At 44.8% G+C, this 17,615-nt stretch carries 16 protein-coding genes and 1 pseudogene; 8 read left to right on the forward strand and 9 right to left on the reverse strand.

The features are described from left to right. The first annotated feature begins 198 nt into the window (after nucleotides 1-198). Nucleotides 199-1,779, forward strand: coding sequence for a sensor histidine kinase KdpD (locus M5J74_RS09735; protein WP_250017120.1), 1,581 nt, complete (start codon nucleotides 199-201; stop codon nucleotides 1,777-1,779). Between the two features lie 134 nt (nucleotides 1,780-1,913). On the opposite strand, the gene M5J74_RS09740 is transcribed toward M5J74_RS09735, so the two are convergent. The 8 genes from M5J74_RS09740 to M5J74_RS09775 all read right to left on the reverse strand — a co-directional run bounded on the left by M5J74_RS09740 (nucleotide 1,914) and on the right by M5J74_RS09775 (nucleotide 11,364). Then, nucleotides 1,914-3,173: a PepSY domain-containing protein gene (locus tag M5J74_RS09740; protein WP_250016449.1), complete on the reverse strand. Its 1,260-nt coding sequence runs from the start codon at nucleotides 3,171-3,173 to the stop codon at nucleotides 1,914-1,916. Continuing rightward, nucleotides 3,170-5,839, reverse strand: a complete 2,670-nt coding sequence (locus M5J74_RS09745; RefSeq protein WP_250016451.1) for a TonB-dependent siderophore receptor — start codon at nucleotides 5,837-5,839, stop codon at nucleotides 3,170-3,172. Before M5J74_RS09745 ends, M5J74_RS09740 begins: the two co-directional genes overlap by 4 nt. 137 nt (nucleotides 5,840-5,976) lie before the next feature. Next, nucleotides 5,977-6,486: a helix-turn-helix transcriptional regulator gene (locus tag M5J74_RS09750; protein ID WP_219888768.1), complete on the reverse strand. Its 510-nt coding sequence runs from the start codon at nucleotides 6,484-6,486 to the stop codon at nucleotides 5,977-5,979. A 154-nt stretch (nucleotides 6,487-6,640) separates the two neighbouring features. Beyond that, complete coding sequence (locus tag M5J74_RS09755; RefSeq protein ID WP_250016454.1) at nucleotides 6,641-7,003, reverse strand: hypothetical protein; 363 nt, start codon at nucleotides 7,001-7,003, stop codon at nucleotides 6,641-6,643. A 34-nt stretch (nucleotides 7,004-7,037) separates the two neighbouring features. Beyond that, complete coding sequence (locus M5J74_RS09760) at nucleotides 7,038-7,898, reverse strand: hypothetical protein (protein ID WP_250016455.1); 861 nt, start codon at nucleotides 7,896-7,898, stop codon at nucleotides 7,038-7,040. 19 nt (nucleotides 7,899-7,917) lie between these two features. After that, complete coding sequence (locus tag M5J74_RS09765; protein ID WP_106166559.1) at nucleotides 7,918-9,333, reverse strand: DICT sensory domain-containing protein; 1,416 nt, start codon at nucleotides 9,331-9,333, stop codon at nucleotides 7,918-7,920. A gap of 115 nt (nucleotides 9,334-9,448) precedes the next feature. Beyond that, nucleotides 9,449-10,981 carry a UDP-N-acetylmuramoyl-L-alanyl-D-glutamate--2,6-diaminopimelate ligase gene (locus tag M5J74_RS09770; RefSeq protein ID WP_371934025.1) on the reverse strand — a complete coding sequence of 511 codons (1,533 nt, stop codon included), beginning with the start codon at nucleotides 10,979-10,981 and terminating at the stop codon, nucleotides 9,449-9,451. Nucleotides 10,982-11,082: 101 nt separating this feature from the next. Further along, complete coding sequence (locus M5J74_RS09775; RefSeq protein ID WP_106166561.1) at nucleotides 11,083-11,364, reverse strand: glutaredoxin family protein; 282 nt, start codon at nucleotides 11,362-11,364, stop codon at nucleotides 11,083-11,085. A 169-nt stretch (nucleotides 11,365-11,533) separates the two neighbouring features. Here M5J74_RS09775 and cysH point away from each other — a divergent pair, with 169 nt between their 5' ends. The 3 genes and pseudogenes from cysH (at nucleotide 11,534) to sbcD (ending at nucleotide 13,985) form a co-directional block, all read left to right on the forward strand. Next, entirely contained in the window at nucleotides 11,534-12,256 is a 723-nt protein-coding gene (gene cysH / locus M5J74_RS09780; protein ID WP_015153927.1) for a phosphoadenosine phosphosulfate reductase, read from the forward strand. Between the two features lie 31 nt (nucleotides 12,257-12,287). Next, nucleotides 12,288-12,656 (forward strand): annotated as a pseudogene (locus M5J74_RS09785) (four helix bundle protein). Nucleotides 12,657-12,689: 33 nt separating this feature from the next. Next, nucleotides 12,690-13,985: an exonuclease subunit SbcD gene (sbcD, locus tag M5J74_RS09790; RefSeq protein WP_250016458.1), complete on the forward strand. Its 1,296-nt coding sequence runs from the start codon at nucleotides 12,690-12,692 to the stop codon at nucleotides 13,983-13,985. Between the two features lie 226 nt (nucleotides 13,986-14,211). On the opposite strand, the gene csaB is transcribed toward sbcD, so the two are convergent. After that, a complete protein-coding gene (csaB, locus tag M5J74_RS09795; protein ID WP_371934026.1) occupies nucleotides 14,212-15,249 on the reverse strand; it encodes a polysaccharide pyruvyl transferase CsaB in 1,038 nt (345 codons plus the stop codon). Nucleotides 15,250-15,440: 191 nt separating this feature from the next. Between csaB and M5J74_RS09800 the strand changes: the two genes are divergently transcribed. From M5J74_RS09800 to M5J74_RS09815, 4 genes are all read left to right on the forward strand, one after another. Further along, nucleotides 15,441-15,773: a DUF2499 domain-containing protein gene (locus M5J74_RS09800; RefSeq protein ID WP_106166563.1), complete on the forward strand. Its 333-nt coding sequence runs from the start codon at nucleotides 15,441-15,443 to the stop codon at nucleotides 15,771-15,773. Nucleotides 15,774-15,835: 62 nt separating this feature from the next. Then, nucleotides 15,836-16,114: a DUF3593 domain-containing protein gene (locus M5J74_RS09805; RefSeq protein ID WP_015153932.1), complete on the forward strand. Its 279-nt coding sequence runs from the start codon at nucleotides 15,836-15,838 to the stop codon at nucleotides 16,112-16,114. 61 nt (nucleotides 16,115-16,175) lie between these two features. Beyond that, entirely contained in the window at nucleotides 16,176-16,949 is a 774-nt protein-coding gene (hisA, locus tag M5J74_RS09810) for a 1-(5-phosphoribosyl)-5-[(5-phosphoribosylamino)methylideneamino]imidazole-4-carboxamide isomerase (RefSeq protein ID WP_250016461.1), read from the forward strand. Nucleotides 16,950-17,188: 239 nt separating this feature from the next. Next, nucleotides 17,189-17,539 carry a hypothetical protein gene (locus M5J74_RS09815; protein ID WP_106166565.1) on the forward strand — a complete coding sequence of 117 codons (351 nt, stop codon included), beginning with the start codon at nucleotides 17,189-17,191 and terminating at the stop codon, nucleotides 17,537-17,539. Nucleotides 17,540-17,615 lie beyond the last annotated feature (76 nt).

Below are 17,615 nucleotides of genomic sequence, written 5' to 3' on the forward strand. Positions count from 1 at the left end.
ATTACCCATTACCCATTACCAACGATCGACAATCCCTTCCTAGTTCAGGAAATTGCGAAGACTAAAGTTCGGTTTTACGCCTGTCGCTAGTGCCAAAATCTCGATACTCTCTTATTGAGTAGCAAAAGTAGAACTATCTAGAAAAGCGGAACGGAACGGAGAGTTGCTAGCTGTGAGAGGGGGCGATCGCTGGTGCAAATGTGGACTTTACCAACTATAAGGGAAATTATTACCAAGAGCAGAGCGGATGAGATTGGCTACTACACTCCAGAGTTGGAAACAGAAGTCATTCGCCATACCAGTGCTGCATCTAAACGGCTCAAAGTCGTGAAAGAGTGGAGTGGGGCGATCGCCGCACTCGAACAGCTATTGTTAGATAGTCTTGGTTCCCCGTCAAACTCTTTAGGATTTAAAGGCGATCGAGGCATCGTTTTAGCTGGTCCAGCACCAATTTTGAGTCAAAAAGAGTTGCTGGCTAACTTTCAAACTGGAGTGTTTACCGCAGAGTGGCTGAAGTTATCTGGAGGAAGACCGTTTCAACTCCCGCCAGCTGCAACCAAGTCTGATGTAGCCAAGTCTCAAGCAAAATCCGATCCTTTACCTGTAGCAGTAGAAATCGATCCCCCTGGTAGTACGACTATACCCTTGCTACCGGGAGATCCGCTAGCAAAGGAACAGTTTTGCTTGGTTTTGACAGATAGTTTTAGCTTGGTGATGGTTGCTGGGGTAGATGGCAATAACGACCCAGTATTTATGTTTGCATTTGAACCGGAGATAGTTGCGCAGGCATGGCAGACGCTGCGGGCGCGAGTGGCTCTCACTAGCCCCCGATATCTACTATTGCAACTCGATGCGATCGCCCATAAATATGCTCCCGTTGCCCCAGATTACCGGATCGTGGCTCAATTTAGCCGTCTGTTACTAAAGTATTTGCCAGAACCAGAGGAAGGACAAGGGGACAATGCAAAAGTCAAAAGTCAAAAATCAAAAGTCAAGAACAACGATAATCTTCTTGACTTTCAACTCCCGACTCCCGACTCCCGACTCCCAACTCCCCATTCCCGTCCCGATTTAGAACTCCTGCAAGCATTTGCTCACGAAGTTCGCACGCCTTTGACGACAATTCGCACGCTGATTCGCCTGTTATTGAAGCGACGAGACTTGTCTAGCGATGTGCAAAAACGCTTAGAGGCGATCGAACATGAGTGTCGAGAACAGATCGATCGCATGGAATTGATGTTTCAAGCCGCAGAATTGGAAACATCAGCTTCAGATGGCAACAATAATAATTATTTAATTGCTACATCTTTAGAGCAGTTGTTGCAGCAAAGTATTCCTCGCTGGCAACAGAGTGCAAAACGGCGCAGCATGACTTTAGATGTCATTTTACCGCAACAGATGCCGACGGTGATCAGTCATCCAAGTATGTTGGATCGGGTACTGACGGGATTAATTGAAAACTTCACTCGCAGTTTACCAGCTGGCAGTCACATTCAGGTACAAGTGATTCCTGCGGGAGATCAACTGAAGCTACAATTATTTTCGCAGCTTCCAGGGGAAGACGACGAAACTGCCCAAAGTTTCTCTGTTACATCAATTGGCAAATCTTTAGGTCAGTTGCTTACTTTTCAGCCCGAAACTGGCTGTATCAGCCTCAATCTCAATGCTACCAAACATCTATTTCAATCGATTGGTGGTAAATTGATCGTGCGCCAAAAACCGCAACACGGAGAAGTATTGACGGTGTTTCTCCCCTTATTTGGGAGCGGGGAGTCGTAGGGGCGGGTTTTTTTTGAGGATACCTGTCATCACACAAATGATTCTGCGGTTAAACCCGCCCGTATATATGAATCGAAGGTAATGAGTTGAAGGTAGGTATCGATCGCCAATTACACCGATCGCCGATCGATTGCTTAGCGATTGCTGGGTACTGGTATTTTTACCGACTTACTTTTATTCTTATTCTCGCGGCGATGCTGCCACATGACAACGCCAGTGATGAATAGAACTAAGGGTGCAAATCCTACTAAAACGTAGAGAATGCGTGATGGTAAACCCCAAAATGTACCAACATGTAAATCGAAAAATGAGTTAATAATGCGATCGCCTAACGATTTTGGCTGTCGTGAATCTTCAACTTGAAGAACTTTTCCGCTGTAGCGATCGATGTGTGCTACACCATAAGTTGACCAGCTTTCGCCATACAAGCCGTAGATTGAAATCGCTCCTGTTTCGGACACAGGCAAATCTACAGAAATTCGCTGCATTCCTGGTAGTGCAGTTTTGGCTTGCTCGACGGCTTGAGTAAGGGTTATAGGTGCTTGTCCCGATATTGGCTTAGAAGTAACGGGATCGTCATTTGGAGTTGGGCTAAATGTCACCGCCCGAATTGCTGGATAGGTAAAATCTGAAAAGTTCCAACCGAAGCCTGTAATGGCAGTTAATGAGAGAAAAACTGCTGTTGTAATTCCAATAACTTTGTGTAAATCAAAGTTTCGTCGCTTAATATGCGCGTTCCATTTGATTTTAAATCCGGCTGAAAGTTTGCGCCAACCAGACCACAATAAACTGCCTGTGATTGTGGCAACCAGGAGAAACAAAGCTACAATTCCTGTCAAAATGACTCCAGGCTGTTCGACAAACAAACGATAGTGTAGGTTAAGCAAAAAGCGATAGTAGCTGAATCTTTCTAAGCGATCGCCCATCACTTTTTCTGTATAGGGATTGACGAACACTTGATGAGCGCCATCGAGATAAATATCTGGATTTGCATTCGGTTCTTCCATCACAACATGGAAGAGGTGGCGATCGCTTTTTGGGATGGAAACGCTTACAGCTTTCCATTGCGGATGAGCCACTTGAGCAATTTCCACGGTGCGATCGATTGATATTGGTTGTCCTTGGGGAATAACTACCCCAAATTGTTGAGACACGATCCAATCGTCAATATCTGAGTGAAAGACAAGCAAGCTGCCTGTAATGCCAATCAGAATTAGGATTAACCCGACAACTAAGCCGATATAACGGTGAATTGAAAATATAAGATTACGCAGTCGTTTTGCACGCATATAGCTATAGATAATTTCAAAAATGACAGATTGCGATCGCACACAAAGCCTCACTCCGCCTGCGGTTCTCTTCTCCTTGGCAAAGCGAGGGGTTAGGGGAGTCAAAATTCTACCGCCACAGTTCCCAAAACTGTAAAAGGCGCACCTGGGTAAATCAAGGCGGTATTCTGAGATGATTCGTAGTATTTAGTATCAAATAAATTCTTGAAATTCAGCCCCACTCTCCAGTTATCGCGCTTGTAGAAAATACTGGCATCGGCACGCACGTAGGAGGGAAGTACGAGTTCGTTAGGTAATTCGGCTTCGCGATCGCCTACATAAAATACTCCCACACCAAAACCTAATCCTTGTAAATTGCCACGTTGAATTTCATAAGTCGTCCATAAACTAGCCCCTTCTGCTGGAGCATTTGTGAGTACGTCATCAACAGGAAGATTGTTATCTTCAGTCACAAAAGCATCATTGATAAAAGCAGAGGCAACTAGATTCCATCCAGGTAGAATTTCTCCTCCCAGATCGAATTCAATCCCGCGACTTTTTACTTCTCCGACTCCAATTGAGAAATCTGGGTTGTCGGGATCGGTTGTCAGAATATTAGTTTTCGTAATTTCATAAGCTGCTAGAGTTGCTGAGAGATTCCCTAATTCAGCTTTAATTCCGGCTTCGTATTGCGTGCCGCGAGTTGGTTCAATTAGTTCTCCGCTAGCTGTTGTCGTATTATTGGGAACAAAAGAACGACTATAACTAGCATAGAGAGAAATCGGTTCAATCGGTTGATAAACTAATCCCACACGCGGAGAGAATGCATTGTCATCAAAATCGTTAGATCTTTCAATTCTCTCTTCTCCTACAGTTTGTTCGTAGCCTTCAGATTCAAAATTGATAAAATCAAATCTACCCCCTATTAGTAGTTTTAGATTGGGCAATAACGCGATTTGATTTTGCAGATACAACCCAACCGCGTTAGAAGTAAAATCGTCTTTAAAAGAGTAATCTGAAGGTGGAATTGGTTCGCCATACACGGGGTCGAAGACATTAATGTTAGCTCCACTAGCCTCAAAGTTTTCATAGCCGTTATTGCGTTGAGATAGCTCTAGCCCCAGTAGTAGTTGATGCTGCACTGACCCAGTGTTGAATTTAGCCACCAAATCGGTTTGCCAAGAATAAACATCGTCATATTCAGAGCCATCTGTTACACAAAATCGAGATACTTCCTGAGTTTCTGGATCGTACTCAGACACTCGACAAGCTACATCTTCCCCTTCCGAAAAAGAAGCTCCAAAAGCAGTGCGAAGACTAATATTGTCGTCAAAGCGATGGTCAAAGCTGAGGATGAGATTATTGGTAGTCTCATCAATGCGATCGCCTGGTTCTCCTAAATATCGACTAATGGGAAGCTCAAATGTAACTGGATCTATTGGCAGCCCATCATTGTACGTGCGATCGGAATATAAATATTCATACTCTAAAGTCAGAGTAGTTGCATCGCCAATTTTATAGCTAATTACAGGTGCGATCGAGAGAATTTCTCCATCAACAAAATCAATAAAACTCCCAAAGTTTTGGTAAGAGGCATTCAAGCGATATAATAGTTTTCCATCAGCAGTCAATGGTCCAGAAAAGTCAATAGATGGTTCGTAAAAGTTGTAGCTACCAGCCGTAAACTCAACTGCATAGTAAGGATTGCTGAGGGGTTTTTTGGTAACAAAATTTATAATTCCCCCTGGCTCTACTTGACCGTACAATACTGAAGCTGGACCCTTCAAAACTTCCACTCGCTCGATGCCACTAGGGGCAATTGTCGGCGCTTCAATACGGAATCCATTTCTCAGGGTTCTAGAATCGCTAAATCCTCGAATATTGTAGGTATACGAAAAGCCATAATCTACTCGTGGAGTCACACCTGAAACATTCCGCAGAGCATCTGAAATTTCTGTTACTTGCTGGTCTTCAATTACCTGGCGAGGAATGACTTGAATTGACTGAGGAATGTCCCGTAAAGGTGTATCCGTTTTGGTAGCAGTTGATGCATCTGGTGCGTTATATCCCTCTACTTCTCGTTCCCCCGTCACCACAATTTCAGTTTCTTCCCCTGGTGCTGGCTGGGATGGCTGCTGTATATTCTTTGGTTCTGATGGTGTTGCCTCTGGTTTTGGCTGAATATCCGGTTTTGGCGCTGGCGGTGTTGCTGGCGCTGGTTTTTGGGCTGTAGGGGTTGTGGGTGCAGCTAAACTCAGTACCAAGGTGCGATTCCTTGTTACTATCTGTCCTGTTGGGATCGATGTCCCCGTCACCGTGACTCGAATACTGTTAGTAGCAAGTTGGCTAACGGTAACAGAAGTAATACCTGCAACTGGATTATTCTGACGAAAAATCTTACCTTCGGGTAGACGCAGTTGGGCGTTGATAATATTTGCTACCCAAGTCTGTTTGTAACCATAGGTCAAAACTTGGGGTGAGGTTCCATCAGCGGTTTCTAGAATCATTTCCAAGCCGTTTGGCGTTGGATTCAGCTTGATACCCGTTACTTGCACCGAATCTGACTTACCCGTCTCATTAGGTTGTGGCTGAGCCGCGATCGCTGGAGTATTAGTATAAAAACTTTTATTATTCTTCTTGAGATTAGCTTGCATCTGCTCGGACATCGGTGCTGCTAAATCTACCTCAGTTTTCGCGTCAGTTTTAGCGATCGCTGGCTCAGTTAACAGCAAAACAGCAAGCAGCCAAGAAGCTTTCAAGCTCAAAATCCCATATTGTCCAGGTTGCAACACTTACTATACTCCTCACGGCAATCTTGACGCAAATCCTTATCAAAAAAGATTTGCAAATAAGCTAGTGGGTAGTCTACGTAATTACCGAAGCTCAAGTCTATGCCCTAGAAGATAAATTTCGATCCATAGCAGAAAAGTTACAAGTCAGTAACAATCTTTCTCCCAGCGCGACAAGCACCAGGAGTTATGCCAAACTTGCGCCGGAAGGCGTTAGTAAAGTGACCTAAATGAGAATAGCCAACTTTATTTGCTACTGCTTCTACATTCAGCTTGCCATCTCGCAACAACAAATATGCTTGCTGCAAACGGTAGTCGCGCAAATAGCCAAATGCTGTTGTGCCGAAAATCTCGCGAAAACCTTGTTCCAACTTCATGTGGTTCAGTCCAACTTGTTGCGCCAAATCCATCAGTGCAGGTGGGTTGACGTGATTTTGGAGTAAAATTTCCCTTGCCTGGTAAATTCGCTCTACGTCAGTTGGTTTGAAACTGTTAGCTTGTCTCCCATTGCTTTCGACGAGTTGAGTTAACTGCAAACATAGCAGTTCGAGTACCTTACTTTCTAAATACATCCGCTGCATCATGCCTTGATGAGGACAATCGAGAATTTGCTGCAAAGCAAGGTGCATTTGCGGGGTAATTTTTCCCACTGGAAGGTGAAACCGAGGCGGAGTGTCAGTTTCTAGCAGCAGTTGTAACGGTTCGGGTAAAGATTCCGAGTCTGTATTAAACGACCTAAAGAAATTTAAGTCAAAAGCAATTCTAATTAATATCTCAGCAGTTTCGGCTTTAGCTTGCTCGATTTCAGCGATCTCTGGTAAGTAGAATTAAGTAATTTTCACCTGTTTTTTCAAGATAATCGTCTTTGACATATTTATCTTTAATTCCAGGCGTGATGGTTCTGAGATTTCCGGCAAGATAAAATTTTGCTGTTAGAGGTTCAGCGCAACTGTGTTCGACTTCTGTACTTAAATCATGCAGCCAAGTCAAATTGAGAATCTGAAGGTTGTTTCCAGAAGGTAGCAGAATTTCGCGACAATTTTTTCTAACATAGCGATCGCAATATTTCTCAATGCAATCGTACCCTTTAGTATTAAGAATCAACTCATAATCTTGACAGCTTTCTAAATGTCGTTGTTCGTATTGTGCCTCATCGATTGTTTCCATTTTTAACTCACACACTGACGCTTTCTTTTTCTCCTTACCCATAATAGAGTTCTGCTGCTAGGTTTTCATTTGGTAAAACTACGATGACTCCCTCTTTATTCTTTGTCATTATGTAGTAACCGCCAGCACTCTCCATGCCCCTCCAAATCCGATCAATTAGCTTTTCGTCAGTCTCTCCACAACTCAAAGCACCAGAATAGCTATCTTCAGGTACAGGCGTATATTTCCACTGAGAATATGGGTTTTTATCTTTATTTTTTAAGGAAATGTTAGCTCTCAGCTTTGCGTCACTGTCAAAATAAGTAATACCAATTTCTTGAATTTTATGAGAAACACTTGGTTCTAGCTCAAAAATAGACAAGTAGCATCCTTCCATTAGTCCTGGTTGAACGATTGAAGTGAGGACTTGCACGTTTCCAAGTTCTTTTGGTAAATTACTTGCACTATTGCTATTAGTTGTAAGTTTGAACTGTAGAGAAACCATTCCTGCCAAAAGTGTAGTTGCGATCGCAATAAAGGTTAGATATTGTCTTTTTCTATTCGTCTGTCTTCTATTATTCGGAGAAGCGTTAGCTAGATTTAGCTGATGAGGGATAAATTTTGCAATTTTAAAAAAATAAATTACCGATATAGTTCCACAAGCTATTCCAGATAACGTTAGAGGCAAATATTTTAAAGATGGCTGAAACCACGCAAACGGGTTAAATATTAAAAATAGTACAAAAGTATAAAAAAAGTACCCTAATTGTAGAGAACAAGGAAAATATTGTCTGATACTACAGCTCGGATAAGGCGAAGTGAAAGCGTAAAATAATGCTGAACCAAATCCTGCTGCAACCCAGAAAATAATAATAGCCAGAAATATCTGAATAACCTTTAGTACGAGCCTTCTCATCTATTTTCATCCATACATCTCACTTAGTTGGAGCTATGGGTAACAAGACATTGAAAATAGAACCTTCACCGACTTTACTTTTAACCGAAATGGAACCACCACAGCGGAGTAAAAGTTGTTGGACGATCGTTAACCCTAGCCCTGCACCGCCTATATCTTCGCTGGAAACAGAACGCACCCGATAAAAGCGATCGAAGATTTTGGGGATCTCGTTAGGTGAAATACCAATTCCCGTATCGCGAAATTCTAATTGCACGTATTCGCCTTGAATACAGGCTTTAACCCACACTTGCCCACCTGTAGGAGTAAATTTAATACTGTTGTGTAACAAATTAATAGCGATTTGTCGTAACCAATTGTTAGAGCAGAAAATAGAAGGCAAATCGGGAGAGACAGTGTAGGCAAGCATAATGCCTTTTTCTTGAGCTAGAGGTTGATAAGTGCTAACCACCCCTGGAATAATTTCACTCAGTTTCAATGGTTGTAAAACTGTTTGTTCTGCCGTTCTGTCTAATTGAACTAATTCTAATAAACCGTTAATTAAAGAATTTTGGCGATCGCACTCGCTACTTAGAATCTGCAAATAGCGTTGTTTTTGCGGTGGTTTGAGGTGAGGAGAATTTAAAAGACTCAAAGCCGTTTTCATATGTGTCAGCGGAGTGCGGAGTTCTTCGCACATCCTACCGAACGATTCATCTTTACGAGTTAAGGTATTTGTTAAAGCTTGATTTTGCCGTTTTAAAGTGCCAGTGAGTTCGTCAAACGTACTTCGGCGAGTGGCATCTTGTTGCTGGACTTGTTTAGCAAATAAGCGCTCTAACAACACCGGATCGGGTGCGGACGGACAAGCAAACAGCGTCTCCCAATTGTTCATCACCTCTGGGGCGATCGCTGGCTGCTTGTGCTGCGCTAGCTTCCAACGCACGCTTTGAGCCACGACATGACCGATTCCCTTGAGTACCTCCTGTAAGACTCGTCCCTCAAACGAACAAAGGCTCAGCAAGGGTAAAAATTTCTTTTGGCGATCGTTTTCCTTAGTTTTTCCCTTTTTGCGTTTCAGTCGCGATCGATGTGCCAGCACCATACAGCAGAATTGAGGCGAATGGACGATGAGAAAATAGTCCCGCCGCAAATGGCTATTTGGTAATAATTGGACTGGAACCATTGGGAAACCAGACAATTGAGCGATCGCAGTTTCCTGTCCGTAGCAAACATAGGTTTTGTCAGAAACTCTCACCTGCTCGTGATAGCGCTGAATCGAAGCATACCAAACTTTCCCTGATGGTAACTTCAGCCATAGTGTCGCTGAGATTTGCTTTTCTACCAGTAATTCCATCACCGATTCTACCAAGGAAAGCAAGGTTGCCGGACTCACCAACATCGGCGATGGTGGTTGTTCTATACTCAGAGCCAGTCGATAAAGGGAGATTTCCATTATTAGGAGTTAGGGGCTAAGGAGACAAGGGGGACAAGGAAGACAAGGAAGACAAGGAAGACAAGGGAGACAAGGAAGCAATTCTACTAGTCACCAGCCACTAGCCACCAGCCGCTTACCCCACTTCCAAATTCCGAATTCCAAATTCCGAATTCCGAATTCTTAGCGCATTCCTCGCCTGTTCGCGATCGTCAAAGTGGATTTTTTCCGTACCTAAAATTTGGTAGTCTTCGTGACCTTTGCCAGCAATGAGTACGCCATCGCCGGATTGGGCTTGTTGAATTGCCGTTTGAATTGCTGTAGCGCGATCGCCAATGACAAATGGGTCTATTGTGTTGGGAATTCCAGCGAGAATATCTTGGAGAATTCTTTCAGGGTCTTCGGTGCGGGGATTATCAGAAGTGACGTAAACGACATCTGCTAAATCGGCGGCGATTTTACCCATTTTCGGGCGCTTTGTGCGATCGCGATCGCCGCCACAGCCAAACACGCAAATCATCTTACCTGGAATAAACGGTCGAGCTGCTTTTAACAAGTTTTCTAAACTATCTGGCGTATGAGCATAATCGACGATCGCGCTGATATCCTGATGGGGACTCACTTGCACCCGCTCCATTCTCCCAGGGACTCCGGCAAACTGCGGCAATACGTTAGCGATGAGTTGTAAATCTACGCCCAAGTGTAAAGCGGCTGCTACTGCTGCGAGTAAATTGGCTAAATTATATTGACCCACGAGTGGCGATCGAAATTCTACTTCTCCTGCGGGTGTGTGTAATTTACCGCTCACTCCCGTTGGTTCGTAACCCAAATCGCTCAAACAGAAGTCGGCTGTTCCAGCTTGGACGCTATAGCTCCACACCCGTTCCGGTGGTAGTTGTTTAATTAATCTTTGTCCGTAGGGATCGTCTGTGTTAATAACTGCTCGTCCTTGGAGATAATCGGGACTGAATAGCAAGGCTTTTGCCGCAAAATAGTCTTCCATATCGCGGTGGAAGTCTAGGTGATCTTGAGTCAGATTGGTAAACACCCCCACTTCAAACGGACACCCTAAAACTCGTCCTTGTGCTAAAGCATGAGAACTGACTTCCATCACCGCTACTTGAGTCCCCGCTTGCACGGCGTTAGCTAATTGCTGTTGCAGTTCTACAGCAAATGGCGTAGTATGAGCTGCTGTTTGCTCGAAACCCGCCCAACGAGAATAAAGAGTTCCAAATAAGGCTGTAGATAACTTTGCTTGTTGGAGGAAAAATTCGATTAAATGGGTGGTGGTCGTTTTACCATTTGTTCCCGTCACCCCCACCAACCTCATTTGCGTAGCTGGATAGCCGTAAAAAGCAGCCGCCACCTCAGCGCAAGCTCGAACCATATCCCTAGCGGCAATAATACAAGCCCCCTCAGTTCCCTGGGCTCCCTCAGCTCTCTTCAAGGCTACCTGAGAAGAGACTAAAGCCGCGATCGCCCCACTCGCGATCGCGCTTTGCCAAAACTCTCCTCCATCCACCCGCGTTCCTGGCATTCCAATAAAGAGATCGCCAACTTGGCAAGCATGAGAATTTGTCGTTAAACCCTTCACCTCCAGATCTAAAGCTGGGTGCTGGGGTAGTTGTTCGATACTGTCAACTTTTGCTAACAATTCGCCTAACTTCATGATTTGGTAATTGGTAATTGGTAGTTGGGAGTTGATGGTCACTGATAATTGATGACTGATAACTGTTAACTAGCTAGCTTAATCCCAGCTTTCAATTGCACCTATTTTGCTTCATGATGATTTACATATTTCTGAAGCATCTGTTGAATTTGCCCCACTGTAGCGCGAGGAGACGGGCGAGGTAGAAGGAGCGATCGCCCGTCGTCGCTACACAGAAATAAAACGGGTACTTCGTATTGATATGCTTGCCACCAATCATCCTGTAGTGCGATATCGCGGACTTCCAATGATAGTTCTTGGTGTGTAGCTAAAATTTGTGCTAGCTTTTCCTGCAAGCCTTCACACAAATGACATTCAGGTTTGCTATAGAGAATTAAGTGCATAAACTTAAGTTGTAAGTCGTAAGTCGTAAGTCGAGAAAGAGAGCTGCTCTTGAGCTGGGGAAGCAATTCTAGTTCCACTAGCCACTAGTCACCAACCACTAATCACTGATAACTGATAACTGATTTCCGTTATTGTTGAATATGCAGAACTATTCACATCATTGCGCAGATGACTGTTTCAACATCTTCTATCCAAACACCTAATTTCGATCTAGATGAGCTAAATCGCAAATATGAGACAGCTCATCCTAGCAAAATTCTTGCCTGGTGTGTCGAGAACATTCCTACAGGGTTAGTACAAACCAGCGCTTTCAACGTAGATGATATCGTCATCACCGATATTCTCTACCGCGAACTCAAGCACCGCACCCCAGTTATGTTTCTCGACACTTTACACCACTTTCCCCAGACTTTAGAGCTAGTCTCCAAAGTCAAAGACTTGTACGACTTGGATCTGCAAGTTTATAAAACTCCAGATGTGGATACTCGGGCTGCTTTTGCTGCCAAATATGGCGAAGCCCTATGGGATAGCGACATTCAGCAATTTCACCACTTGACCAAAATCGAACCTCTGCAACGAGGACTAGCCGAACTCAACGCTGTAGCTTGGATTACCGGACGGCGACGCGATCAGGCGCGTACCCGTTCTGATATGCCCGTTTTTGAACTCGACAGTCAACAGCGCCTCAAAGTCAATCCCATCGCTTCTTGGACGCGCAAAGAAACTTGGGCTTATGTTTTCGAGCATAACGTCATTTACAATCCGCTCCACGACCAAGGCTATCCCAGTATCGGCGACGAACCGATTACCACACCCGTAGCCGAAGGCGAAGACGAACGCGCCGGACGCTGGAGGGGTTCTGACAAGACTGAATGCGGAATTCATATTTGAAGGAGCCAGAAGTCAGGAGTCAGGAGTCAGAATGAAGAGAATACCAGCAAGGGTCTTCCAAGACTTAATTGTTTGGCAAAAAGCTCATCAATTTGTTTTAGCAGTATATCGTTTCAGCGAAAACTTTCCTAAAACAGAATTGTATGGCTTGACTTCTCAATTTAGGAGAGCGGCAATTTCTATTCCTGCCAATATTGCAGAAGGATTTAAGAAGAAAAACAAAACTGATAAAGCACGGTTTATGAATATTGCCCAAGGCTCTGTCGAGGAGTGCCGCTATTACCTGATTTTGGCAAAAGACCTCGGCTAAGGCGATAGCTTAGAGTTATGCCTTCTACTTGAAGAAGTTAGCAAGCTATTAGATGCTTACTATTCTTCTCTCTTGACTCCTGACTCCTGACTCCTGACTCCTGACTCCTGACTCCTGACTCCTATGATTAAAATCCTCCATCTTTCAGACATCCACATGGGAAGTAGCTTTTCCCACGGTCGGCTCAATCCTGAAACTGGATTGAATACACGCTTGGAAGATTTTGTCAAGACTTTATCGCGCTGTATCGATCGCGCGTTAGAAGAACCAGTGGATTTGGTGCTGTTTGGTGGGGATGCTTTTCCCGATGCCACGCCACCCCCTTATATTCAAGAAAAATTTGCCAGTCAATTTCGTCGCTTGGTTGATGCGCGGGTTCCTACCGTATTATTGGTAGGCAACCACGACCAGCATTCCCAAGGGCAAGGGGGGGCGAGTTTGTGCATTTATCGGACTTTGGGCGTACCAGGGTTTATGGTGGGCGATCGCTTGATGACCCATCACATTCAAACAAACAATGGTACAGTTCAAGTCATCACTCTCCCCTGGCTGACTCGTTCCACTCTCCTGACTCGTCCAGAAACAGAAGGTTTATCCCTCGCCGATGTCAACCAGTTATTGATCGATCGCTTGCGTGCTGCCTTAGAAGGAGAAATTCGTCGGCTCGACCCCAAGATTCCGACAGTACTTCTAGGTCATTTGATGATCGATAATGCTTCCTATGGTGCTGAGCGCTTCTTAGCTGTAGGGAAAGGTTTTACTATTCCCCTGTCTCTTCTAACTCGTCCCGAGTTTGACTATGTTGCCCTCGGACACGTCCACCGCCATCAAAACCTCAACCCATCTAACGAACCGCCAATTATTTACCCTGGTAGTATCGAGCGAGTCGATTTTAGCGAAGAAAAAGAAGACAAAGGCTACGTGATGATAGAACTACAGCGGGGTAGTACCAAATGGGAGTTCTGCCCGCTACCAGTTCGTCCTTTTTGTACCATTAACGTCGATGTAGCCAATGCAGCCGATCCGCAAGCAGCTTTAATCAAAGCGATCGCGAAAAAGAATATTACCGATGCAGTCGTCAGACTAATTTACAAACTCCGCTCCGATCAAATCGACTTAATTGATAATGCAGCACTTCATCAAGTTCTCAGTTCTGCTCACAGTTATACAATTCAACCAGAGCTGATCAGTCAGCTAGCACGACCGCGTTTACCGCAATTAGACGCGAGTAGCAGTATCGATCCCCTTGATGCTTTAAAAACTTATCTAGATAATCGCGAGGACTTGAAAGATATTACCGCTCAAATGATGGTAGCTGCCCAACAATTATTAGCAGCCGATACAGAAACTTGGTTAGAGTCTGCCCCAGGAACTGGAATCGATGCAAGTCATACTGACGGACAGTTACGGTTGCTGTGAAATTAGTTGTCAGTAGAGAGTGGCTGGTGACTAGTGACCAGTGACCAGAAATATAAAATCCTCTTGCCTCTTACTCTTGTACGGGCGGGTTGACCCGAAATCTCTTTTTCCCCTACGACGCTTGTAGGGGCGGGTTTTGACCGGAGATGTGTTGTCTTATGCCGTAAATCTCTTGCTAAACCCGCCCCTACGGTTCTTGCCAATGACAAATGACAAACGACAACTACTATTGCAAAACTTCCCTGAGCAATTCACGATGCATGTAGGCTCTGTCTACTAAAGACTGAATTTGGTCTGGACTTAAAGGATCGCCGTTGGCATAATGCTCGATCCAAGTTTGGCTGATAATATTGGGGTCGTCGGGAATGTGAGCGACATCCCATCCAGGTATAGATAGTTCTGCCATCAGGCGATCGACTTTTGGATCGTAGCTGATGGCAAAACAGCGGCAACCTTCCGCAGCTGCCATAATTAAGCTATGAAAGCGCATTCCAATTGCCATTTCTACGCCGCGAAATACGCCTTTTAAACTTTTCGGATCTTCGAGGTAGAGGATTTGATTTGCCCCTGGTAATTGTGGCTGAATCGCTTGAGCGATCGCTAAGTCTTGCGATAATTGAAATGGCACTAACAAAATGCAGGTATCTGTTGCCCGTTGAAAGTCAGCTAAAGCGCGAGTCAAATTAGCAAGGCGATTGGGAGTTAATTGTGGGTGCGATCGCAAAGTTACGGCAACTCTCGGTGCTGGTAAATCCCACAACCCAGGTACAGCTCCGGCTTCCAATGCCCACACCGGATCGGGTGCTTGTAGGTGGGGAATCTGCCAATCAGTCAGCAAACTAGCCGAACCGCGATCGCGGACGCTCACCCCCGTACACCCAGCAAATGTCTGTTTTGTCAACCATCGGGTTAGCGGACTTTTTAAAGGACCAATTCCCTGCGCCCAAGCCATAGTTTTTAACCCTAACTTTTGCGCCAGAGTCATTAATCCACCGTAGTAAAACGGGCTGATGGCACTAGTAGAATCTTGCATAATACTGCCCCCACCCCAAATAAAAGCATCAGACTGCTGCAAGGTTTTCCACACAGGAGAAAAAGCCATGCGATCGCAAGCTTCTACTTGATAGCGCTCCTGCGTCTGCGTTGGATTACCAGACAGAACAATAGGTGTGACATGTTTAGGTAGCATTTGCAACAGTGTTGCCAGCAACGCCTCATCACCGCCATTACCTTTGCCGTAATAACCGCACAATACCACCCTTATCTGCCTCACATCCGTCACCCCTCAATCTTGACTTAATCCAAACTTGATAAAAACTTTATAATATATTGGCTGTATGTTGGCAGTTAACAGTTATCAGTTATCAGTAGAGAGTGACATTGACAGGTGTTTTTTCTCCCTCAGCTCTCTCAGCTCCCTCAGCTTCCCCAGCTCTCTTCCCCTGCTCCCTCATCATGCACGCACTCTCAATTCCAACCTGGATTATTCACGTCTCTAGTGTCATCGAATGGGCGATCGCCATTTGGTTAATTTGGAGTTATGGCGAGGTTGTGGGCAACCGCGCTTGGTATGCGTTTTCTCTGGCAATGCTACCTGCTTTAATTAGTGCCATGTGTGCCTGTACTTGGCACTTCTTCGACAATGCCAAATCCCTAGAATGGTTGGTAATGCTTCAAGCTAGTATGACTTTAATCGGAAATTTCACGTTATTAGCTGCTGGTTGGTTGCTATGGCGTTCGACGCGATCGCCAGTAATGCGATCGCACAGCAAGATTTCTTCTAAGTAGAAGGATAATAATTAAACGTACAATACATTTGCCTTCTGCCTTCTGCCTTCTGCTTATCTCTAATGATTTCAAAAGAAACCCTCTTCGCGCTCTCTCTTTTTCCCTATCTAGGCTTTCTCTGGTTTATAACTCGCTCTCAACAATTGCCGCGTCTAGCATTATTCGGCTTCTACGGTACTTTGGTATTTGTCGCCGTCACTATCCCTGCTGGAATTTATGCCCAAGTCCATTACGGCGAATCTCTTGCCAATGTTGACTGGTTGCATGGTAGTGCTGAAGTATTTTTAACTCTCTCTAATATTCTGATTGTTTTGGGTTTTCGACAAGCTTTGAGGAAATGATTTTGTAGAGACGTTACATGTAACGTCTCTACACTGATAATCGATCACTGATAACTGACTTATGAATCTTTTTCCCGCCATAGATTTACTTGAAGGTCGCTGCGTGCGACTGTATCAGGGAGATTACGATCGCTCCCAGGTTTTTCACGATAATCCGGCTGATGTTGCGCAACAGTGGACTAGCCAAGGTGCTACGTGGCTGCATGTCGTCGATTTAGATGGCGCGAAAGCAGGTAAACCCGTTAATCTGGAGGCGATCGCGGCTATTGTAGAGGCAGTGTCAGTACCGATTCAAGTTGGTGGCGGATTGCGCGATCGCGCTAGCGTTGCCCAACTCTTAGAATTAGGCGTACAGCGAGTTATTTTGGGTACTGTAGCTGTAGAACAACCCCAGTTAGTAGCTAGTCTGTGTCAAGAATTTCCAGGGCGAATTGTTGTTGGTATTGATGCCCGTAATGGTAAGGTAGCTACACGCGGCTGGTTGGAAACTTCGGAAGTCTTAGCCGCAGATTTAGCCCAGCGAATGCAACAACTGGGTGCGGCAGCAATTATTTACACTGATATTCATCGCGATGGAACTCTTGCTGGACCCAACTTGGATGCACTACGAGAGTTAGCCACAAGTTTATCGATTCCCGTCATCGCTTCTGGAGGTGTAAGTTCTGTCACCGACTTACTCAGCCTCCTAGCTTTAGAACCTCTTGGCGTTACGGGTGCGATCGTCGGTCGTGCCTTGTATACTGGCGATATTTCCCTCAAACAAGCTATACAAGCAGTTGGACAAGGACGCTGGCAAGATATCCCTCCAGATTTAGGATCGTCGGCTTTTGCCTAATTGCCTTATGAGTAATGCGTGGGAAGAATTCGGAATTCGGAATTCGGAATTAATGCGTGAATGCGTGAATTGCTCCCTCAGCTCTCTTCTCCCCTCAGCTCCCGAGAGCATCATAAGCTTCCTCAGCTCTCTTCCCCTACTCCCTGCTCCCTACCATAACTGTATCCTGCGGTAGAAGCCTTTACCGCACCTTTCTTCGTAGGATTGCGTTCAGCTTCAAATCTTAGGAGGGTGATTGTATGCAGTCCATTTTTACCAATTTTAAGCAAAATTTACAACGCAAGGTTTTATTACTAGCCGCGATCGCGCTATTGCTCGTTTCTGGTTTGTTTGTCTCTGAGCCTAGTTATGCCGCAACTCCCAACCAAAAACTAATCCAACAAGAACAAATGGATAAAAATAGCCAAGTTGGAACTGTGGATGTCGAGCAGCGCGAACAAGCTTATGAGGATCAAGTAAAAGCATCCAAAGATATCGACAAAACGTACGAAGATAATCTCAAAGAGTTTAAAAAATCTCATCCTGAAGAGAATATCGTTAATAAAGCAGTAGAGGGAGCAAAAGAGGCAGTCGATAAGGTAACTAAATAGTAGTTACTGGTAAACCTTTCAATTATCTGTAACAGGAGCAATGCCAGCTTAAGTAAGATTGGCGATCGCTCCTGTT

It is taken from the genome of Chroococcidiopsis sp. CCNUC1, from assembly GCF_023546805.1.
Classification (GTDB): Bacteria; Cyanobacteriota; Cyanobacteriia; order Cyanobacteriales; family Chroococcidiopsidaceae; genus Chroococcidiopsis; species Chroococcidiopsis thermalis.